This window comes from Corynebacterium sp. 122RC1, from assembly GCF_024580955.1.
GTDB lineage: Bacteria > Actinomycetota > Actinomycetes > Mycobacteriales > Mycobacteriaceae > Corynebacterium > Corynebacterium kozikiae.
The window spans coordinates 74311-94482 of the sequence record NZ_JANIKD010000006.1 but is presented as its reverse complement, the minus strand read 5'-3'; the positions used below and the strand labels follow the sequence as shown (position 1 = coordinate 94482).

Below are 20172 nucleotides of genomic sequence, written 5' to 3'. Positions count from 1 at the left end.
CAATGGGCACGTCCACCACAACCGTGCTCGCCCCCGAAAAGTGGCGGGCACTGGCCGCAGAACACGACGCACGCGCGGAGACGTTTACCGCTGCGCACGTTGCGCGTCGGAAAGCTGGGCAGCGCCACCCAGTGTTCGACTTCCTGTTTGAGTACTACCCGATTCGGGCCTCCCACCTCCACCGATGGCACCCTGGCGTCGGAAACGCACTGGCACATGATCCTGATTCGGATGACCCGCCGGTGCAGGCAGGCTGGAAGTGGTACAGCACCGCCGATGGGATCACGCAGGTAGATCTGAGCGCGTTTTGCACCGCAAAGCAACAGACGCTGGGCTATATCCGTGAGCTGCTGGCGAACACCGAGGTGAACCCAGCGCACTTTGACTGCTTTGGCCTGCATGAATGGGCAATGGTGTTTGAAACGCCGCAGCCTCGCCACGATCTCCCCTTGCGCCTCGGCCCAGAAGGCACCGACGCCGTGGTGCGCCGCGAGCAACTGCGCTGCACACATTTTGATGCCTTTCGGTTTTTCACGGAGCCAGCGAGGCCGCTCAATCTCACCGTGCTGGACAGGGAAAGCCAGCCACAAAAAGAACAACGGGGCTGCCTGCACGCGAACATGGACCTGTATAAGTGGGCCACCAAGCTGGGGCCCCTGGTGCCCGGTGAGCTCTTGCTGGACGCCTTTACCCTGGCGTGGGACGCGCGGATCTTGGACATGGAGGCCTCACCTTATGACTGCCGCGAGCTCGGGTTCGGGGTGGTGGCTATTGAAACGCCGGAGGGTAAGGCGGAATACGTACACCGCCAGCGAGAACTTGCCGCGCGAGGCAGTTCGGTGCGCGCACGGCTTGTCGCTGTGATCGACGCAGCCCGCGCGCTTACACTGTAAACGCTCGAGCACAACAGAACCCACCTGCACGTGTGCACCGTGGTTGGAGAAAGGCGTGACAATTGGGTAGGCATTCCGATGGTAAAAGCAACTACGCGGTATCAAAGGGTTTCATCCTGAGCGTGGTCGCGCTCATCCTCGCGGTGGTCGCGGTGAGCGTGTGGTACACCCAAACCCGCCAAGACACCTCCGCTAGCGGCGAATGCATCAACGGCGAGCTGATTCTTCCGGTGGCATCATCGCAGCCCGACGCCGCCCGGGATGTCATTGACGCCTACAACAGCGCAGACCGGGTAGTTCGTGACTACTGCGTCACAGCGTCTTTGGCGGATAACGTTGCCGATGCCGGCGTGTACCTTGCCGCCGAATCCGACCAAGAAATCCAGGCTGTGCTCGCCCAGGCTGGGCGCTCCGCTGCAACGCTGGAGTGGCCGGTGGTGGCAACCGAAAAAGTGGGCTTTGCCACCCAGGATGCAGGAGCGGAATGGGCCGAGGAGGCGCAAGTGCGCTACCCCACCGCCAGCGATCCCCTAGCCGCGGCACTGGTGGCCACCGCCCAGCTCGGCGAGGACGCAAACGCAGTGGCGCAGGCTCTCAGTCAGGACACCAATCTGAGCGTGGAGCAAGCAGTGACGGAGGGCGCAGCATTTGCGGTGTCTGCTTCCAAGGTTCCCGATGGCTGGACGTTCGTGGAAGCCCCGGATACTTTCAAGCCGCTGCGTGCGGTGGCGTTGAACGCCACCGATGCTGTTGATGAGGAGAAGATCCGGGCTGGCGCTGACTTTGGACAGGCCATCGCACTCAATGGCGGTACCGAGCTGCCCCAAGGATTCGCAACCGCCGCAGAGGCCCTGGCTGCCTTGAGCAGTGAGGGGACGCTGGGCGAGTCGGTAGCAACCGAACAAACCCAGCCGCAGGACGTCCTCTTCCTCATGGACACCTCGCAGGGGGTTGCCGGTGAGTGGTTCAATGCTGAGGTCGCCGCAATTTCCCGAGTTGCCGCCGAGGTTGGCGAGGGGCGGGCGCTGGGCTTGTGGAACTACTCTTCCCCGCTGTCTGAAGGTGTGACGGCCGGCTGGCGCAACAACGTGGCGTTGGGCGTGGGCAACAGCGCGGACTCGCTGAGCGGCATTGCCCAGGCCTTTGGTACTGGTGGGCAGCCGCAGACGCGCTCCGCAGTGGCCGCGGCGTTGCTGCACGCTGCCGATTACGCGGTGCAGACCGGAAACGGGCAGCCGGTGACAGTGCTGGCCTTTACCTCCGGCACCGCCGATGAGATGAACGTGATGGACGTTGTGCCGGTGGCCCAGCAAGCGCAGGTGCGCCTGGTAGTGCTTTCCCTCGGTGCGATCGAGCCGGATGAAAACCTCGCGGAGGCCGCGGCGGCCACCGGTGGCAAGCTCACCCAGGTGACTGATGTGGAGCGGCTGCCAGAGATCGCCGCAGAAGCACTAGCTACTCAGTAAGCCGCTAGATCCGCTCGATGAGGCTGAGCACCTCTTTGGGGGTGCTTGCCTGCAGGGCCACCTTAGGCAACGGAGGGCGCTGCACCATGATCACGGGAATACCGAGCTGGTTCGCGGCCTGGAGTTTGGCCTCCGTGAGTGTGCCGCCTGAGTTTTTGGTGACCAAGACGTCAATTTGGTTGCCGATCATCAGCGCCTTCTCATCCTCCAGGGCAAATGGCCCGCGGGAGGTGATCACGCGGTGGCGTGGTGGCAGCGGGGCGCTTGGGGGTTCCACAGTGCGGATCACGTAGAGGTTGTGGGGATCATTGGCAAAAGCAGCGAGCTGCTGGCGGCCAATGGTGAGCAGCACGTGAGCAAAACGCGAAGCCTGCTCGGCTGCTTCCTGCATGGAGCCCACCTCAATCCACTTGTCCCCTTTTTGCTTCACCCAAGCTGGGCGGTGCAGGGCGATCAGCGGAATGCCGGTGGCCCTGGCAGCTTCCGCAGCAGATTGGCTGATCCGTTCCGCAAAGGGATGAGTGGCATCAATGACCACTTCCACGCCTTGGTTAAGCAGCCAGGAGGTAAGCCCCGCCGGGCCGCCAAAGCCGCCGATGCGAACCTCGCCCACAGGCAACTTGGGAGCGGAAACTCGGCCTGCAAGTGAGCTGGTCACGTGCCAGCCTCGCTCTACCAACAGCCGGGCAACTTCGCGGCCTTCCCCGGTGCCACCCAGGATTAATGCCCGCATGCAATGGTCCTTCCGTGTTCGTCGCGCGGACGGTCGTCGGAATAGAGGAAGGAATCAGGGAAGCCCTCCGCGCCGAGCACCCTTCCCACCACGATCACCGCGGTGCGCTGGATGTTGGCCTCACGTACTTTCTGAGCGATGTCGCCGAGGGTACCGCGCACGATCTGCTCGTTTTCCCTGGAGGCGTATGCCACCACCGCGGCCGGGCAGTCTTCGCCGTAGTTCGGGGTGAGCTCCGCAACCACGCGCTCGATGTCATGGGCAGCAAGGTGGATGCACAGGGTGGCTTTGCTCGCGCCGAGGGTTGCCAGGTCTTCGCCTTCAGGCATCGCAGACGCCCTGCCCTGGACGCGGGTGAGGATCACCGTTTGGCCCACCGTGGGCACCGTGAGCTCGTGGCCAAGGCTTGCCGCAACCGCAGCGAAGGCGGGCACACCTGGGACGATTTGGTAGGCGATCCCCAGCTCCGTCAACCTGCGCGCCTGCTCCGCCACCGCGCTGTAGATGGAGGGGTCCCCGGAATGCAGCCGGGCTACGTCCTTGCCCTCTCGGTCCGCCTGGGCGATGGTGTTGATGATCTCCTCAAGCGGCATGCGCGCCGTGTTCACTACGGTGGCGTCCTGTGCAAGGGACTCCAACACCTCCTCGGGCACAATACTGCCCGCGTACAGCACCACCGGTGCTTCGGAGAGAATGCGGTGTGCACGCAAGGTGAGCAGGTCCGCGGCCCCTGGGCCTGCGCCGATGAAATAGACGGTCATTCGTTGCTCCTTAACTGGTTCCGGTGATGGTCCGGGTTGTTGCTCCGGGCGAGGCTAGTTCTTTTCCACATACCACTGGTGCACCCCGAGTGCTGGGCGCAGAGCGGTGAAGCTGCCAATTGCATGTTCGTGGCTGATTGCAAAGTGGTGCAGCTCCCCACCGAAATGTTTGCGCAGCTCAAACAGCCGTGCTTGGGTCTCAATGGTCACCGCATTGGCCACCAGGCGCCCGCCGGGGCGCAGCCGCTCCCAAGCCTGCTCAAACACACCGGGGATGGTGAGCCCACCACCGATGAACACCGCTGTTGGGGATTCCAGGGCTTTGGCAAAGGCCTCTGGTGCCGCACTCTGCACGCTCAACAGAGTGGATACACCCAGCGTTGCTGCGTTGGCCTGAATACGCTCGGCGCGCTCAGGGTTGCGTTCGAACACCACCGCGCGGCACTGATGTGGCGACTGCGCAGCCATGCTCACCGCCTGCGCACCCACGCGCAGAAACTCAATCGCCACCGAACCCGAGCCACCGCCGATGTCCCAGAGCACATCCCCGGTCATGGGTCGCAGCGCAGCGATTGCCAGCGCCCGAACGTGGGACTTGGTGAGCTGGCCGTCGTGCTCATAGCAATCATCTGGCAAACCGGGCGCCAACGACGCCGCCGGTGGGCGTTCAGCAAAGGTTCGGTTGGCTTGCGGCGTGACGGCCAAAATGTTCAAGCCGGGCATCGGCTCCACCGGCGCACCTGGGGCAAGCACCACTCGGCGTTCATCCTCCGCACCGAGGTTGTGCAGGACCTCCACCGCTGTCTCCTCCGGCACGAAGCGGCGCACCTCGCTGGGAGTGTGCTCGTCGCGCCCCAGCACCAAAAACGGCATGCCCTTGGCCACGGGGATCGCCAAAGAGTCAACGGGGGCAGTGACCAAGCTATAGATTTCCGTGTGCTGCAACGCCCATCCGAGGCGGGCACAGGCAAGGCTTGCCGACGACGGCACAGGCAGCACCAAAGGGGCGTAGCCCAGCCGCCTCACCGTGGCTCCAATCCCATAAAACATTGGGTCGCCGGAGGCCAGCACTACAACACTCGCCATGGGTTGCGCAGTGTGGGTGGCCAGAAGCATGTCCAGGCCCGGGAGCAGCGGCCGCGGGAGTTCTACGAGGTCTGCGGGAGTCCACTCAGCAACCAGGTCTAGTTGGCGCTTCGCGCCGATTACTATGGTTGCGCTCGCGAGCACCTTTTGGGCTTGCGTGGTGAAGGTATCCTGCGCGGAGGCACCTGAGGAGGCATTGATGCCCACCACGGTGATGTTTGATGAAGTCATTGCTTTCTTTTCAATTCATCCTTAGCGCGGCAATTTGCGCCAAATCGGGCGTGGAACTAGCCGCATCACCCACGCGAGTATTTGCAGTTTGGCGGGAATCCACAGGGTGCGCGACTTCCCGCGAGCTATCTGGGCAACCACCGCCTGAGCAACGTCCGTGGCGTACACAGACATCGGGGCTGGCTTCATCCCCTCGGTCATGGACCCGATCACAAAACCGGGACGCGCCGTGATCACCTGCACCCCGCTACCGTGGAGCGCGTCGCTAAGCCCCTGGCAGAAGGCGTCCAGCCCAGCTTTGGTTGAGCCGTACACATAGTTCGCGCGCCTCGCCCGGAACCCTGCGATGGAGGAAAAGGCCACGATCGTGCCGCTGCCCTGTTGCCGCATGTGCGCTGCGAGCGCGGTCAGCGCCACGATTTGGGCGGTGTAGTCGGTGTTCGCGATTAGCGCTGCGTGCTCGGGGTCGGCCTCAGCCTGGGCTTGATCGCCGAGGATGCCGAAGGAAACCACAGCCACATCCAGATGCCCGATCTGGGCAAGCAGCGGCTCAATGCGCGTGACATCCAGGGCGTCAAACTCGTGGAGCTGGACCTGGCGCGCGCCTAGGCGCTCAAGCTGGCTTTGGAGAGGGGCGAGAGCTTCCAGGCGGCGTGCGGCCAGGTGAAACGTATTTCCTGCAGCCAGCAGCTTTGCTATTTCACCACCAATTTCACTGGTTGCGCCCAGGATGAGGACCGTGCTCATGGCTTGGATCCTTGCAGCTCACGCGGTTGTGTGTTGAGCACTTCCACGCCTTGGGCGGTGACCACCACGATGTCCTCGATCCGCGCCCCGGCCACACCGGGCAGGTAGATTCCTGGCTCCACGGAAAAGGCCATGCCTTCTTCCAACACCAGGGTGTTGCCGGCCATGATGTTCGGCTCCTCATGGGTGGAAAGTCCAATGCCGTGGCCGGTGCGGTGGATGAAGTACTCGCCAAAGCCGGCTTGGGTGATGATCTCCCTACCGAAGGCGTCAATGTGCTCCGCGGTGACGCCTGGGCGAATCGCCTCAAGCTGAGCGGCTTGGGCACGGTAGAGGACCTCATACATTTCTCTGATTTCTGGCTCCGCCTGCTGCGGATCCCCCACCACGTAGGTGCGGGTGCAGTCCGAGTGATAGCCGTATGCGGTAGTGCCGCCGATGTCCACCACAACCACGTCCCCGGTTTCGAGCTCACGAGAGGAAAACTCGTGGTGCGGATTGGCACCGTTTGGGCCGGAGCCCACGATGGTGAAATCCACCGCCACATGTTCCTGCAGGATTAACTCACGGATCTGGGCAGCCACGCTGGCCTCAGTCACGCCCGCTTGTAGGAGCGCTGGGACGGCGGCATGAACGCGGTCAATCGCTTGCGCTGCCTGGCGCAACTGGGCAATCTCCGCTTGATCCTTGGCCACAAAGAGCGCAGCGAGTACCTCAGTGCCCAACACGGTCCGCGAACCTGGGCCCAGGAGTTCTTGGATCTTCAAAAGGTGCGCAGCGCTGAGATCGGGGCTGATGCCGACGTTCACCGGTTGCGCGAGCGCCCGGTTTGTTACCCCACCGCTAGACCCTAGCAGCGCCGCCACCGCGTATTCGTGGGCTGGTTCGCCGTCCGTCCAGGAATGCACAGTGACTTCCAGTTCAGGTACGGCGGAAAGAGCTAGGTCACCTGCGTCTACTGCGGGCACGATCATCGTCGGTGTGCCGTTGGCAGGGATGATCAACGCAGTCAGGCGCTCAAAGGTGGAAAGCCAACTACCCGTGAAATAGGCCAGGTGCGGTCCGGTCCCAATCACCACCCCATGAAGGCCTGCACGCTGCAGGTGCTCCTGGGCTGCCGTGAGGCGGCCCGCGTACACCTGGGCAGGAAACAACGAGGGATTGTGTGCTGCACTCATGCAGGCCATCTTAACCCCTGTGCCCCCAACACCGACATTGCGCCAGCAGCCAACATGCTTAACACCTGATCTACACTCAAAAAGGTGACAGCTCACCTTGATCAACAGGCCACACCCGAAGACGCCGTGGTGACCCTACGCAGCGGCACTACCTATTGTTTTGGCGTGCTGATCAGCCCCACCAAAGTGCTCACAGTCCGGCACTTCCTCAGGGAGCTGCCCCCTGCGCTACCTATCCTGGTGGGGAAACAACGGATCCGTGCCACGCCGATCCCCGGCACAGAGGTATCGGACCTCGTAGTGCTCCGGCTGAGCCGGCCCATCCAATTGCGCCGCTACCCATATGTGTCCACGCGCTGGCTTTTGCCCGGCATGCGGATCTCCATGGTGTCCCCAAAAGGCCTGTTACGCGGTATCGCTGTGCTCATGTGGCCACTGCAACTCAGCCGAAACTGGCGCACCAGGACCTATCCCTCCGTGAGCGTGGTGCATAACCGGAAAGCCATCAAAGGTGATTCCGGAAGCCCCATGCTCCAAGGCTGGGAGATCCTCGGACTCCAGTCAATGATCCTGGACCCGGCAGGCATCAACATCGGGCTAGCCACCTGCGCGCTCGTTGCACCGCACCGAGGCAAACTCCTCGGCCACTAGCCCTGACCCAACCACGAGCGCTCGATAGCTGCTTAGGCGCCGATGGCCACTACGCCACGTCGGATTGCGTCAATGGCACGGCGGGCCACTTTCTGGGTGTCCGCGCTGTAGCCGGTGTTGCGGACCTGCTCGAGGAGGTCGATTACCTGGCGGCATTGGCGCACAAAGTCACCCGGGGTGAGTTCCGCACCGGACTGTGCGGCCGCGGCTAAGCAGTAGCCCAACGGAGCGCCCGCGGTCCACTGGTGCATCGCCAGGGCAAAGCCGGGCTCGGGAGTCTTGGTGATCGGAAGGTTGTGGCGGCGTTCGTCTACGCTGAGCTCATCCCACAGGCGCATGGTGGCGTTCATTGCCTTGGCCATCGGTTCAGTGGCGGCATCCGCTGAGCCACGGGTTTCTTTGCGGTTTTCAAAACTCAGCATGCTCACCACGCCCGCGAGCTCGGCCGGGTCCAGGCCATCCCAAATGCCCCGCTTGAGGCACTGGGCCACCAGGAGGTCGGACTCGTTGTGGATGAGCGCCAGGCGCTCGCCCTCCTCGGTGATGTAGGGTACGCCCTCGCGGAACTCCACGTAGTCCAGCTCGGCGAGCAGTCCCAGGATGCGGTCAAAGGTATGACCCAAGGTGTCCGTGGCCTTACTGACCGTGGATTCCAAGCGGGCAACCTCGCGGCGGGTGCGCTGGAGTGCTTCCGCAATGCGGGCCAGCTCCTCGCGGCCTTCCACGCGGTGAGCCTGATGGTCGCGGATGGCCAGGCGTAGGGCATTGACCTTGGCGTTGTTCTTAGTGCGTGCCTCATGGCGCAGCTTCCGGGGGCGCCTGAATGAGTGCTTCCGGAACAGTCGCTGCACCACATGGACCTGGGAGCCCGGCTTGGCAATGACGCCACGAGGCAGTCGCATCACGCCAATGTGCACCGGGGGCACGCCAAATTGGGATACGTCAATGCGCCCAGACCACCCGGATTCCATGATGATCCACGGTTTTGGATCATGCGGGTTGTTGGCCGGCTGCACCACCACCGCCAGCTCAGGTGACTTCCGCGAAGGCAGCGCGATCACCTCCCCAAGCTGGAGCCGTGCGAGCACCTTAGTGATCTCAGCTTGGCGCTGCTGGATCGCGTACTTCTTTTGCTCACGTTCCGCTTGGCTGAGTTCCGTGCGCAACTCCATGTAGTCAAGGAAAGAGTCCATGAGGGCGCTGGCGGCATCCGGCTCAAGCCCGCGCGCCTCAATGGCCTCATGAAACTCCCTCAGAGCCTTTTTTTCCCGGCGTTTGGCCACCTGGATCGCGCGGACCTCGTCCACCACGGAGCCGTCGGCCTGATATTGCGCAAAGCTCATCTCCAGAAGTTGGTGAGCTTGGCTAAAGCCGATGGTCTTGAGCAGATTCACGCTCATGTTGTAGCCGGGGGCAAAGGTGGAGTTCAGTGGGTAGGTGCGGGTGGAGGCCAGCCCGGCCACCTGGGCGGGATCCATCGCTGGCTGCCACTGGACCACCGCGTGGCCGATGTGGTCAATGCCGCGGCGCCCAGCACGCCCGGTGAGCTGGGTGTATTGGCCTGGGGTGAGGTCCACGTGGGCTTCACCGTTGTACTTCACTAGCTTCTCCAGCACCACGGTGCGCGCCGGCATGTTAATCCCCAATGCCAGGGTCTCTGTGGCAAAGACCGCGCGCACGAGCCCCTTGGTAAACAAGTCTTCCACGATGTGGCGAAACGCCGGCAGCATCCCGGCGTGGTGTGCTGCGAAGCCGCGCATCAGTGCGGAACGCCACTGGCGGAAGCCCAACACTTTGAGATCTTCCTCGGGGATCTCCGCCACGCCCTGATCCACGATCTCCGCGATCTCCTGGGCCTCCTGCTGGGTAGTAAGCACCAAGGAGGAGCGCTGGCATTGGTACAGGGCGGCGTCGCAACCCGCGCGGGAAAAAATGAACGTGATAGCCGGCATCATGTCATGGCCTTGCAGGATCTCCAGGACGTCCGGCCGGGAAAGCGGGCGGAAACGGTCCTGCGCCCTGGTGCGCCCGCTCCGGCCCGAGCCGCCAGAACGGCCCCCGCTGCTGTCCCATTGAGCCCCATCTCCCTGCGACCGTGAGCGGAAGCCCGCCTGTGACGAGACCTGGTGGCGTCGGCCTGCGTAGCGATCTGCCTCGGTGCCTTCGAGGCGGGCGATGTGCGCCGCGAGCTGCTCGTTGAGTTCACCGGTGGTGCCGGGAGCGAACAAGGGGTGGACCCGCCTGCCCACGAGCATCCACTGGTGCAGCGGCACAGGGCGGTGTTCGGACACAATGACCTCGGTGTGGCCGCGCACGGTGTTGAGCCAGGCACCGAACTCCTCAGAGTTGCTCACCGTGGCGGAAAGTCCCACGAGGCAGACGTGTTCGTCAAGGCCCAGGATGGCCTCCTCCCACACCGCGCCGCGCGCCTTATCCGAAAGAAAGTGGATCTCATCCATCACCACATGGCTCAGCGCCAGCAGCGTTTCTGATTGCGCGTAGATCATGTTGCGGAGCACTTCGGTGGTCATCACGATCACATCGGCGTCATGATTGATGGACACATCCCCCGTGAGCAGGCCGACGTTTTCCTCACCATGCTTGGCCACGAGCTCGTGGTACTTCTGGTTGGAGAGCGCTTTGATCGGAGTGGTGTAAAAGCATTTTGTGCCCTGGTGCAGCGCGAACGCTACAGCGAACTCCCCCACGATGGTCTTGCCGGCACCCGTGGGTGCACACACCAACACCCCGCTTCCCTGCTCAATCGCGCGGCACCCTTGAATCTGGAAATCATCCAACGGGAATCCGAGGGTGCGTGCAAAGGTGTCAAAGAAGGGGGTGTTCATTGCTCCATTAGACCATGAAGGCCGGACTACAACACGTCGTCAAAGTTCCGAGACTGGTCAAGCGGGGCTGGGTCAGACAGGGAATCCGGGGTATGGAGCGGGCTTGGGGCTTCGCTTGCCGACGCAGCCACCGCCGCCTCGCCCGCAAGCGGTGCCGCGGGGGCAATGTCATCCGGGGTCTGGTCGAGCTGGCTGGCCGTTTCGTCGTCTCCATCGAGCCAGTCAGGGCGCTCGGTGACACGGCGCTTGTCATTGATCCGCGCGAATTGGATGGCCAGTTCCGCCAGCAAGCTCAACGCAAAGGCGAGCATCACCATGGAGAACGGGTCCTGGCCTGGGGTCATCACTGCGGCGAACACGAACAGCCCCACGATGATGAGGCGGCGCTTGTCTTTCAACGACTCGTAGGACACCAAACCCACGATGTTGAGCATCACCAACAACAACGGCAGCTCGAAGCTCACGCCGAAAATGATGAGTAGGGCAAGCAGGAAGTTGAAGTATTGGATACCGGAGAGGGCTGCCACCTGGAACTCATCACCCATGGACATGAGGAACTCCAGGCCGTAAGAGACCACGAAGTACGCCAAGATGGCGCCGAGCACAAACAATGTGACGGCGGAGCTGACAAAGCTAAACGTCCACCGGCGTTCATTCTTGTGCAATCCAGGGGTGATGAAGCCCCAGATTTGCGCGAGCCAGACAGGTGAGGCCAGCACCAAACCGGCAAGCGCACCCACCTTAAGGCGCAAAATGAACATCTCAAAGGGGCTGGTTGCAATCAGACGGCACTCACCATCATTGGTGAAGTCCGCGCGCTTTTCCGGCGGCAGGTTGCAGTAAGGGCCACGCAGAATATCACCCAAAGAATCAATCGGCCCAACGCGGTACTGATACCAAATGAACCCCAGGATGGTGCCGATCACCACGGCGATCAGCGCGATGATCACACGCCGACGCAACTCCTGGATGTGGTCCACCAGGGACATCTCACCGGTGGCGTTTTCCCGCCGCCGGCCTACCGATACCTTGTTCTTCACCACACGCAGTTTGGCGGCGAAGCTACTCCCACTCTTCCCATCCTTGCGCGGCACGCGGCCACCGGTACCCCGCCGTGAGCGAGGAACCTTGGTGGCCCCATTATTGGCAGATGAAGCGGAAGCCGGGGTGGATTGATTCTGGGTCATGTCCGCTTAGTTTTACTGCTGGTTGTATGGCTGCTGGAGCGGCTGCTGAATTGGTTGTTCTACAGGCTGCTGAATTGGCTGCTGCAACGGCGCAACGTTTGGCTGAGCGGTGCCTGCTGGGTTCTGCTGGTTTGCTGCGTTGATTTGACGCTGCTGCTCAAAGCGCTCGTCGTCATTCTTCATTTCCTTGACTTCGGACTTGAAGATACGCATGGAACGGCCCAGGGAACGAGCTGCGTCCGGCAGCTTCTTGGCGCCGAAGAGCAGTACCACGAGCAGTACAACGATGCCGATTTCGAGTGGTCCAATGCTCATGAGAGTCCTTTCAGAACAGGGAAACTTGCAGTATGGAGCAAGGTTCTGCGGTGGCGCGAGCACCACCTTTTCCGGTTGATGTGCAAGAAGACTTGCTATACACCCTGCCAAGTGTAGTGCCCAACGCTCAAATGCTCACCCAAACACTCGGTTTTTGCAGACTTGGCAGGTCAGCAGCGGATCCGGCTACACCTGCGCTGGGGTGCCATAGGCCTGCGCGGCTCGCTGGGCACGTTCTCGGACCTCCTCAGCGGCCTCCGCGGGTGCGATCACCCGTACCCGGTCAGCATTGCGCAACGCGAACTCCACCAGCCAGGCCTGGGCAACCAGAGGCGCGCTGCACTCCACCCAACCGTGTTGGTCCGAGGCGCCCAGAACTTCAATGGCTGTACCCTCAGCCAGCCACAACGCATCCTGGCGAATGAGGAAGTGTGCCTTCGCCGTAACGTGCGCGAATCCAAAAGGGTCTTCTGGGTCTTGGGTAAGCCGGTGCAGGTGGGGCCTGGAGTCCTGGTTGTGGAGCTCCACTGCACTCATGCGGTCCAGCCGGAACGTCCGGTGGTCCCCCTTGGCTTCCTCCCAAGCAGTGAGGTAGGAATGCCCTTGGGCTGTGAACAACCTCGCTGCGCTCACTGTCCTTGTGCTGGGCTCCTGCTCCCCCTGGCCAAGATAGCTAAAGCGAAGCTGCTGCCTTTGTGCCATTGCCTGGCGAATCGTTTCCAGCACCTCGGCGGGTGCTAACGCAACCGCGGTGCTATCCACAACAGCGGCAGCTTCCTGGGCCATGATCCCGCGGATCTTCGCTGCCGCAGACTCCACCGCTGCTGTGGACACCAAGCCCGGTACCTGTTCCAGGGATTCCAGGGCCAACAACAAGGCGCCGGCCTCGGTCCGGGTGAGCCGCAAGGCGGTATCCATTCCTTGGGCATCGATCACATGCACAGCCTTGAGGTTGGGGTCCAGGTCCACTAGCTCATCAGGCAAGCTACCGGGGCCACAGCAAAACAACCGGTTGAGGTCATCCCGAATTTGCTCAGGTGTGGTGCCCAAGTCAGCCGCTGCCTCCAGCATGGAGCGCCCCGGGTGCGCCTTGAAGTAAGGCAAGAGGTTCAACATGCGGACAAGGTCATGCAAGCGCTGCAGTTTGTGGCTCATTCGCGCTCCTTTGCTTGTGCTGCGCCTTCAGCTGGTGCTGTGCCTTCGTTACGACCCGTCTGAACCCCGGCCAACTGGGCAATCCGCGCGCGTAGCGGCGCTGGGCCCAGCACCTCCACGGCGGGATACGCCACTAGGGCGTTTCGGGCGAGATCGTCTTCCACAGCACCACGAACTTCAATCACCTGCAGGTCTTGGGCAGCGCCATTCAGGGGGTGCTCGTCCACGACGTGCGGATTCAGTTCGCGGAGCCAGGCTGGAAGTGCGCCGGCAACGCTCAGGGTGGCGTCGGTAAGCGTGGTTCCTTGGGCGAGCTGCTCCAGCACCATTTCTTTGAGATCCCTGGTGCCAGGGCCGTGAAAGTCGGGCGCGGTGGAGGTGGGTTGGATGGTGACGTGGGCGATGCGGGTCATGCGGAAGGTGCGTGGGGCGTTGCGGGTGCGGTCAAATCCCGTGAGGTAGAGGCGATCTTTGTGGGTAACCAGGCCCCATGGGTCGATTTCGCGGCGCACGGGTTCGCTGGTTTTGGTGCGGCGGTAGTCGAAGGTGACGGTGCGGGTGGTGGCAACGGCTCGAAGGATGGCGTCGAGGTCCTGAGCACCAATTTCGGTGAGGTCGTTGTACGCGCGCAGTTGCGGGGCTGTCTGGAGGTCACGCTGCAGCCCCGTTGCGGCGAGCTTGGTCCACCCGGACCGCTGGAATCCGGAAAGCTCTGAGCCTTGCCCAAGCTGGCTGGCCACTGCCAGGGCGGTTGCCTCCTCCGGGGTGAAGTGCAGCTCGGGGAGGGTGTAGTCATCGGATTGGAGCCGGTAGCCGGTGCCATCACTGGTGGCGATCGCCTCAATGGGCACACCAGCGGCGAGGAGCACTTGGCGGTCACGGTGGAACAGCCGCTTTGCCGCATCTGCGGCGCGTTTCTCCCCCTCCGGCGTGCGCGCGTAGCCTTCCACGTTTGCGATCACCCACTCGGCAGTGAGCATGGAGCGGCCTAAACGCTCAGCATTCAGGAACGCAAAAGTAAGGTTGGTCTGCCGTTCAATCGCATAGTTGCGCGGTGCCGGTGCGCTCATGGCTTAGGTCCCCTGCTCGGAAGTATCGGCGTTGTGGTGCGCGAGCATGTACTCGATGAGGGCATCCACCTGCGGTTCTTCGGTGAGGAAAGGGTCGCCGAGTTCAACAATTTGCGGTTCCGGGCGGGCAACCATCATTCGGAGCCAATCGACGCTCACCGGCGCCTGCGTCTGCCGGGCTGCCTGGAGGAAACGGCCGCGGAGTGTGGCTCGGGTGGTGCTTGGGGCGTGATCGACAGCGTGCAGGATGTCCGCATCACTGAGGATGCGGCGCACCAGGCCCTTGGCTTCAAGGGCGCTGAACAGGCCACGGCCTGGGCGGATGTCGTGGTAAGCCAGATCCACTTGCCGTAGCTTCGGGTGGCTGAAATCCTCAGGTGATAAGCCGAGGCGCTGCTGGTAGGAACGCAGCAGGTTCAGCTTGATTGCCCAATCCACATCCTGGGCGAGCGCAGCAAGATCACCCCGCTCCAAGGCGCTGACCACCTTCTCCCAGAGGTCGACCACGCGCTCCAGCTCGGCATGGAGCTCAGTTTCATGCTGGGCCAGCGTTTGCTTGCGCAACCCCAGCCACTGCTGAGCAGCATCCAGGTATGCGCGCTGAATCTCCACAGCGCTACACTGCTGCCCGGAGACAAGCTGCACTGGAGTAGCACCCGGTGCAAATTCAGGTGCGGATTCCGGTGCTGGCGGCAGTCCGCGAGAAACATCCCTAATGGCCTGCATTTCATTGGCCAGCTCCAAGCCTTTGGGCTCGTACCCGGACTCGATCATTTCCAACACCAGGAAGGTGCTTCCCACCTTGAGCCAGGTGGAGGGCTCCGCCATGTTGGAGTCTCCCACAATCACGTGCAGCCTGCGGAAACGGTGAGAGTCTGCGTGTGGTTCGTCCCTGGTGTTGATGATCGGGCGCGACCTCGTGGTGGCGCTCGATACCCCCTCCCAGACGTGGTCGGCGCGCTGCGAAAGCTGGAACACACCGTCCTGGATGGAGCCGGCGCCGCAGAGCAGTTGGCGGGTAATCAGAAACGGCAGCAAGCTCTTGCCCAGGGTTTTCAGGACCGCGGAGCGGCTTACCAGGTAGTTCTCGTGGCAGCCGTAGGAATTGCCAAAACTATCCAGGTTGTTCTTGAACAAGTACACCTGGCCCCCAATGCCCTCCTTGGCAAGGGCGCGCTCGGCTTCCTCAGCCAGTCGGTTCACAATCACATCGCCGGCCTTTTCATAGGCCAGCAGTTGGGTGGGGCTATCGCATTCCGCCGTAGCGTATTCCGGGTGGGAGCCGACGTCCAGGTACAACCGTGAGGCATTGGAAACAAAGATGTTTGAGCTTTGAAACTCCTCCACGATGGGGCGGAACATGTAGCGAGCGATAGCATCTGCACCCAATTTGCGCTCCCCTGCTTCCGCAACGCAAGTGATGCCGTACTCCGTTTCCACGCCCACGATGCGCCGTGTGAGCGCCCGAGCGGCGTCTGGCTCCAACGCTTCTGCCTCGCCCCACAATTGCCCGACCACGTGACTACTGGCCTCCCTTTTGCACGTAGGAGCGAACAAACTCTTCCGCGTTGTGCTCAAGCAGTCCATCAATCTCATCGAGCAGGTCATCCACACCCGCGGTGTTCACCTGCACCTGTGCGGCCTGTTGGGCCAACTCGGTGGCGTCGTTATCCTTGCCACCTGAATGCACTTGTTGCGTTCCCATGGTTGCCTCCTTGAAAATGTCTGCCTAATTCTAGTACTGCGTCGCAGGCAGCAGTATTGTCTCCACGCCGGGCGCCTGCTCAAGACCTGAAAGGAGCGTACCGACGTCACCACGGAGCAGCGGCTCGGCGTCGGCCTTGCCCATCGCAAGCGGGTCGCTCAGCACCACCCGCCACAGCTTTTCCTCCTGCTCGCCTGCGGCGAGGGTGAAGGACTCCCAACTGGAGGCCACCACCGCCGAATCGAAGCGGCGAATCACCTCACCGCGCAAGTAGGCGCGAGTATCTGTTGGTGGGACGAGAGCCGCCTGTGCGATTTCCTCAGCGCTAAACAACGTGCGCATTTTCCCCTGGCGTACCAAAGCGTGATAGAGGCTTTTTGCGGGATCGATGTCCGCGTACTGGAGGTCGATCAACTGCATCTTGGCGTCAGCAATGTCCACGCCGCGGGCCTGGAAGGAGGTGATGAGGGAGTATTTGGCACACCAATCCAGGTGCTGTGCAGCAGCCAGCGGCCCCTGAGCCAGCAGGGTGTCTACCTCGCGGTAGGTGGCCAACACGTGTTCGTCGGTAGGCGTGCGCGGCTGCACCCGTGCAAGATACTCCGCGATCAGTTCGCGTGCGGTGAGCTCCTGGCCATCTTTGAGGGTGAGGCGGTGGGTGAGGCTGAGGTCGCGGCTCACTCGCTGCACTTCTGTGACTGGGTGTTGCAGCGCGAGGTCACTGAAGGTTTCCCCGGCGATGACTGCCTCCAGTACCAGTGAGGTGAGGCCGAATTTCAGCAGGTTGGAGGTGTGCGAGAGATTGGCATCACCGATGATGACGTGCAGGCGGCCGAAGCTGTCTGCCTGGGCGTGGGGCTCATCGCGGGTGTTGATGATGCCCCTGTTGAGCGTGGTTTCCAGGGAGATCTCGGTTTCAATGAAGTCTGCGCGCTGGGAAATTTGGAAGCCGGGCTGTTCCCCATGTTGGCCCAGGCCCACGCGGCCGGCACCGATAAACACCTGGCGAGCCACAAAGAACGGGATCAAAGCCTGTGCGAGCACCTGAAAGTCAAGGTCCCGGGGGTAAAGGTAGTTTTCGTGCGCGCCGTAGCTCGCACCTTTGCCGTCAGTGTTGTTTTTGTAGATTCTCAACGCCGGTGCCGGCTCGTGGTGCTCCAGCACAGAATGCCCCTGCGCGGTGTGCTCCGCCACGAGTGCTGCGGCTTTGAGCAGGATGTGGTCCCCGGCAGCGTCATAGAGCACCGCATCCAGGGCGTTCGTGACCTCCGGCGAGGAATACTCAGGGTGGGCGTGGTCCACGTAGAAGCGCCCACCATTGCCAAGCACCGTGTTCGCCACGCCAATTGCGTGGGGGTCTACCACCGGGACCGTGTCATAGCGGCGCAGGTCAAACCCCCGGCGGTCACGCAGAGGGTGCTCGGAGCCGAAGTCCCAACGGACGTTAGTGGCGCAGCGCTGATCCAGGGAGTACGCGACCACCGCGTGGGTGGAGGTGGAAATTGGGCTCAGCGTTGGATTGTCCGGCGTGGAAATGCCGTACTCAGTTTCGCTACCAATCACAATCATGCAGAGTCCTCCTGTTGTGGTGCCGTACTGGTTGCGGCGGCAAAAATTCGAGCTTGCACCACCTTGGCTCCCTGGCGCCCAATGATCCTGGACCACTCGTCTGGGTTGGCGGTGTTAGGCAGATCCTCGTTTTCTCTGTTTTCGGCGTCAATCGCAGCGCGCAGGTGCGCTGCGGCAATGCCCACCTTCCGTTGCGCACTCTCCGGCTCGAGGTGGTTGTGCGTTGCAATTTGCTCTTTGATCGCCAGCTTCTTGGCGCGGTCCACCACGTTGGCGATCATCGCGCCGGAGGCGAAGTCGCGGTAGTGCCACAGCTCAGTGGTGCCGTCGAACAGGGTGAGTTCCACAAAGGGGTTCTCGCGGTACATGTACTCCACCGCCTGCTCAATGAGCCTGGCAACCGGCTCCTGGGTGGGCACTGAAGGGGTGAGATAGCGGGCAAAGATCTCCAGTGCGTCTTGTGCGTTGGGCCGCTCCACCTTGATTTTTACGTCCAAGCGGCCTGGGCGAAGGATGGCGGGATCGATGAGTTCTTCGCGGTTGGTTGCACCAATGACGATGACGTTGCTCAAGCCCTCTACGCCGTCGAGTTCCGTGAGCAACTGCGGCACCACGGTGGTTTCCATATCCGAACTCACGCCAGAACCGCGGGTGCGGAAAATAGACTCCATCTCATCAAAAAATACGATCACCGGGCGGCCCTCTTCAGCGAGCTCGCGGGCACGCTCAAAGATCAACCTGATCCTGCGTTCGGTTTCACCCACAAACTTGTTGAGCAGCTCAGGGCCCTTCACGTTAATAAAGTAGCTTTGGGAGCCGTTGCCGATGCGCTGGGCCAAGGAGTTGGCCACGGCCTTTGCAATCAGCGTCTTGCCGCAACCCGGTGGGCCGTACAGCAGTACACCCTTGGGCGGCTTGAGGTCGTATTCGCGGTAGAGATCAGGGTGGGCGAACGGCAGTTCCACCGCATCTTGGATTTGTTCGATTTGCCGGTCCAAACCACCAATGTCCTGGTAGGTCACGTCTGGCACTTCCTCCAGTGCCAACTTTGCTACCTCAGTCTTGGGGATGACCTCAAAGATGTACCCCGCTTTGGCATCCACCAGCACGGTGTCTCCCGCCCGGGGCCGGCGGCAGAACTGCTCGGTGAGCGGCTGGGCCAGGCGCAGCACCTGCTCCTCCCCGTTGGGCTCAGCAACCAGCGCGCGCTCGGTGCCCACCATCTCAACCAGGGTGGCAAGTGAACCGGTGGTATCAAACCCGCAGGTCTCAACAATCTGGCTTGCCTCCCCGAGGCGAACCATGACACCCGGTACCAGCTCCGAGGTGTCCACCCGCGGGCTGATGGCCAGCCGCATCCTGCGTCCAGCCGTAAACACTTCCGCGTATTTCAGGGAGGCCGCATCTATAGCGTTGCTGTTGCTGGAGCTGAACTCCAAGAAGGTGCCGTAGGTGGATGGCGGCACCGCCAGCTCCTCGAGTTGGGCGGTGAGGCGCGCCATTTTGTCCCGAGTAGCTTTGAGGAGCTCGGCAAGTTTTTGGTTGCGAGCCCCAAGGGCCGCGTTTGCGCGGCGCAGTTCGTGCGGGTCCGTTACAGCGTGGGATGCTTCTTGCATAGGTACACCTTACCTACCAAACCTACGAAACCTACAGATCCGCCGCGGCTTCACCCACTGCTTTGGAAACTAGTTCCAGCGACCCCGCGCGGCGCTATTTGCGCGCTTTGCGTTGGGGACGTGGCGGCGTGACGCCGTCGGCAAGGCGCCTGGTCCAGACCAAGAATGCGGTGTGCGCATTCATGCGGTGTTCGGGGCGGGTGGCCAGGCCCTCCACGCGCCAATCGCGGACCAGGGATTCCCAGGCGCGGGGTTCGGTAAAGCATTGCTGCTCGCGGATGCCCTCCATCACCTTCATGAGTTGTGGGACGGTGGCAACGTAGGTCATGAACACACCACCGGGCAAGAGCAGCTCACGAACTGCATCGAGGCATTCCCAGGGAGCGAGCATGTCCAAAATGATGCGGTCTACCGGGCCGCCGATGTCTTCAGGGGTGACCTCTTTGAGGTCGCCAAGGCGTGGGGTCCAGTTCTGTGGGCGCCCGCCGAAGAACTCATCCACATTGTGCTCGGCGAACTCCAGGTGGTCCTCGCGGATCTCATAGGAGATCACCTCGCCCTGCTCACCGACGGCGCGCAGCAGCGTCATGGACAGTGCCCCGGAGCCTGCGCCGGCCTCCAGCACACGTGCGCCTGGGAAGATGTCCCCCTCCACGAGGATTTGGGCGGAGTCCTTGGGGTAGATCACCGCCGCGCCGCGGGGCATGGACAGGACATGATCTACCAGCAGGTGGCGGAAGCAGAGGTATTCGTAGCCCTGCTCGGACTTCACTACAGTGCCCTCATCTTTTCCGATGATGTCATCGTGGGCGATCCTGCCCTTGTGGGTGTGGTAGTGCTCCCCTGGGACGAGCACGATGGTTGCGTGCCGGCGCTTGGGGTCGGTGAGCTGGACGCGGTCACCGGCTTGGAAAGGTCCTGAGTATGCCATGTGGGAAAAACTTACCAGAGCCTCAAGGTGAA

At 62.2% G+C, this 20172-nt stretch carries 18 protein-coding genes; 3 read left to right on the top strand and 15 right to left on the bottom strand.

Translation table 11 applies throughout. The annotated features are described in order from the left end of the window. The first annotated feature begins 2 nt into the window (after nucleotides 1-2). A complete protein-coding gene (locus NQ050_RS04705; RefSeq protein ID WP_257038128.1) occupies nucleotides 3-893 on the top strand; it encodes a hypothetical protein in 891 nt (296 codons plus the stop codon). A 122-nt stretch (nucleotides 894-1015) separates the two neighbouring features. Continuing rightward, nucleotides 1016-2359, top strand: coding sequence for a VWA domain-containing protein (locus NQ050_RS04700; RefSeq protein ID WP_257038127.1), 1344 nt, complete (start codon nucleotides 1016-1018; stop codon nucleotides 2357-2359). Nucleotides 2360-2363: 4 nt separating this feature from the next. Here NQ050_RS04700 and NQ050_RS04695 read toward each other — a convergent pair whose 3' ends face one another. From NQ050_RS04695 to NQ050_RS04675, 5 genes are read right to left on the bottom strand one after another with little or no spacing between them, the layout of a single operon-like run. Beyond that, entirely contained in the window at nucleotides 2364-3092 is a 729-nt protein-coding gene (locus NQ050_RS04695) for a cobalt-precorrin-6A reductase (protein WP_257038126.1), read from the bottom strand. Beyond that, on the bottom strand, nucleotides 3080-3853 hold the full coding sequence (gene cobM, locus NQ050_RS04690) for a precorrin-4 C(11)-methyltransferase (protein WP_257038125.1): 774 nt from the start codon (nucleotides 3851-3853) through the stop codon (nucleotides 3080-3082). The genes NQ050_RS04695 and cobM overlap by 13 nt, the downstream gene beginning before the upstream one ends. A gap of 54 nt (nucleotides 3854-3907) precedes the next feature. Next, the gene (cbiE, locus tag NQ050_RS04685) at nucleotides 3908-5170 is read right to left on the bottom strand and encodes a precorrin-6y C5,15-methyltransferase (decarboxylating) subunit CbiE (RefSeq protein WP_257038124.1); all 1263 of its coding nucleotides are present in this window, start codon (nucleotides 5168-5170) and stop codon (nucleotides 3908-3910) included. A 21-nt stretch (nucleotides 5171-5191) separates the two neighbouring features. After that, nucleotides 5192-5917 (bottom strand): SDR family NAD(P)-dependent oxidoreductase, encoded by a 726-nt coding sequence (locus tag NQ050_RS04680; protein WP_257038123.1) that lies wholly within the window; start codon nucleotides 5915-5917, stop codon nucleotides 5192-5194. Continuing rightward, nucleotides 5914-7095, bottom strand: coding sequence for a Xaa-Pro peptidase family protein (locus NQ050_RS04675; RefSeq protein ID WP_257038122.1), 1182 nt, complete (start codon nucleotides 7093-7095; stop codon nucleotides 5914-5916). Before NQ050_RS04675 ends, NQ050_RS04680 begins: the two co-directional genes overlap by 4 nt. 84 nt (nucleotides 7096-7179) lie before the next feature. On the opposite strand from NQ050_RS04675, the gene NQ050_RS04670 reads away from it, so the two are divergent. Beyond that, on the top strand, nucleotides 7180-7746 hold the full coding sequence (locus NQ050_RS04670) for a hypothetical protein (protein ID WP_257038121.1): 567 nt from the start codon (nucleotides 7180-7182) through the stop codon (nucleotides 7744-7746). 32 nt (nucleotides 7747-7778) lie between these two features. Here NQ050_RS04670 and NQ050_RS04665 read toward each other — a convergent pair whose 3' ends face one another. The 10 genes from NQ050_RS04665 to NQ050_RS04620 all read right to left on the bottom strand — a co-directional run bounded on the left by NQ050_RS04665 (nucleotide 7779) and on the right by NQ050_RS04620 (nucleotide 20140). Then, entirely contained in the window at nucleotides 7779-10592 is a 2814-nt protein-coding gene (locus tag NQ050_RS04665) for an RNA helicase (protein ID WP_257038120.1), read from the bottom strand. Between the two features lie 26 nt (nucleotides 10593-10618). Next, nucleotides 10619-11581 carry a twin-arginine translocase subunit TatC gene (gene tatC, locus NQ050_RS04660; RefSeq protein ID WP_257038171.1) on the bottom strand — a complete coding sequence of 321 codons (963 nt, stop codon included), beginning with the start codon at nucleotides 11579-11581 and terminating at the stop codon, nucleotides 10619-10621. Nucleotides 11582-11791: 210 nt separating this feature from the next. Continuing rightward, on the bottom strand, nucleotides 11792-12094 hold the full coding sequence (tatA, locus tag NQ050_RS04655; protein ID WP_257038119.1) for a Sec-independent protein translocase subunit TatA: 303 nt from the start codon (nucleotides 12092-12094) through the stop codon (nucleotides 11792-11794). Nucleotides 12095-12280: 186 nt separating this feature from the next. Next, on the bottom strand, nucleotides 12281-13249 hold the full coding sequence (locus tag NQ050_RS04650; RefSeq protein WP_257038118.1) for a YafY family protein: 969 nt from the start codon (nucleotides 13247-13249) through the stop codon (nucleotides 12281-12283). Then, nucleotides 13246-14319: a YafY family protein gene (locus tag NQ050_RS04645; protein ID WP_257038117.1), complete on the bottom strand. Its 1074-nt coding sequence runs from the start codon at nucleotides 14317-14319 to the stop codon at nucleotides 13246-13248. The genes NQ050_RS04650 and NQ050_RS04645 overlap by 4 nt, the downstream gene beginning before the upstream one ends. A gap of 3 nt (nucleotides 14320-14322) precedes the next feature. Next, on the bottom strand, nucleotides 14323-15906 hold the full coding sequence (gene pafA, locus NQ050_RS04640; RefSeq protein ID WP_257038116.1) for a Pup--protein ligase: 1584 nt from the start codon (nucleotides 15904-15906) through the stop codon (nucleotides 14323-14325). Then, complete coding sequence (locus tag NQ050_RS04635; protein ID WP_257038115.1) at nucleotides 15842-16024, bottom strand: ubiquitin-like protein Pup; 183 nt, start codon at nucleotides 16022-16024, stop codon at nucleotides 15842-15844. The genes pafA and NQ050_RS04635 overlap by 65 nt, the downstream gene beginning before the upstream one ends. 30 nt (nucleotides 16025-16054) lie before the next feature. Beyond that, nucleotides 16055-17593 (bottom strand): depupylase/deamidase Dop, encoded by a 1539-nt coding sequence (gene dop, locus NQ050_RS04630; RefSeq protein ID WP_257038114.1) that lies wholly within the window; start codon nucleotides 17591-17593, stop codon nucleotides 16055-16057. Next, entirely contained in the window at nucleotides 17590-19209 is a 1620-nt protein-coding gene (gene arc, locus NQ050_RS04625; RefSeq protein ID WP_257038113.1) for a proteasome ATPase, read from the bottom strand. The genes dop and arc overlap by 4 nt, the downstream gene beginning before the upstream one ends. Before the next feature lie 94 nt (nucleotides 19210-19303). After that, nucleotides 19304-20140, bottom strand: coding sequence for a tRNA (adenine-N1)-methyltransferase (locus NQ050_RS04620; RefSeq protein WP_257038112.1), 837 nt, complete (start codon nucleotides 20138-20140; stop codon nucleotides 19304-19306). Nucleotides 20141-20172 lie beyond the last annotated feature (32 nt).

Coding starts and splice junctions, on each gene's coding strand:
- dop (WP_257038114.1), bottom strand. CDS start 17,593: ATGATTGTGATTGGTAGCGAAACTGAGTACGGCATTTCCACGCCGGAC.
- NQ050_RS04635 (WP_257038115.1), bottom strand. CDS start 16,024: ATGGGAACGCAACAAGTGCATTCAGGTGGCAAGGATAACGACGCCACC.
- NQ050_RS04680 (WP_257038123.1), bottom strand. CDS start 5,917: ATGAGCACGGTCCTCATCCTGGGCGCAACCAGTGAAATTGGTGGTGAA.
- NQ050_RS04645 (WP_257038117.1), bottom strand. CDS start 14,319: ATGAGCGCACCGGCACCGCGCAACTATGCGATTGAACGGCAGACCAAC.
- pafA (WP_257038116.1), bottom strand. CDS start 15,906: ATGGACTGCTTGAGCACAACGCGGAAGAGTTTGTTCGCTCCTACGTGC.
- NQ050_RS04705 (WP_257038128.1), top strand. CDS start 3: ATGGGCACGTCCACCACAACCGTGCTCGCCCCCGAAAAGTGGCGGGCA.
- tatC (WP_257038171.1), bottom strand. CDS start 11,581: ATGTCCCTGGTGGACCACATCCAGGAGTTGCGTCGGCGTGTGATCATC.
- NQ050_RS04620 (WP_257038112.1), bottom strand. CDS start 20,140: ATGGCATACTCAGGACCTTTCCAAGCCGGTGACCGCGTCCAGCTCACC.
- arc (WP_257038113.1), bottom strand. CDS start 19,209: ATGCAAGAAGCATCCCACGCTGTAACGGACCCGCACGAACTGCGCCGC.
- cbiE (WP_257038124.1), bottom strand. CDS start 5,170: ATGACTTCATCAAACATCACCGTGGTGGGCATCAATGCCTCCTCAGGT.
- NQ050_RS04665 (WP_257038120.1), bottom strand. CDS start 10,592: ATGAACACCCCCTTCTTTGACACCTTTGCACGCACCCTCGGATTCCCG.
- tatA (WP_257038119.1), bottom strand. CDS start 12,094: ATGAGCATTGGACCACTCGAAATCGGCATCGTTGTACTGCTCGTGGTA.
- NQ050_RS04650 (WP_257038118.1), bottom strand. CDS start 13,249: ATGAGCCACAAACTGCAGCGCTTGCATGACCTTGTCCGCATGTTGAAC.
- NQ050_RS04675 (WP_257038122.1), bottom strand. CDS start 7,095: ATGAGTGCAGCACACAATCCCTCGTTGTTTCCTGCCCAGGTGTACGCG.
- NQ050_RS04695 (WP_257038126.1), bottom strand. CDS start 3,092: ATGCGGGCATTAATCCTGGGTGGCACCGGGGAAGGCCGCGAAGTTGCC.
- cobM (WP_257038125.1), bottom strand. CDS start 3,853: ATGACCGTCTATTTCATCGGCGCAGGCCCAGGGGCCGCGGACCTGCTC.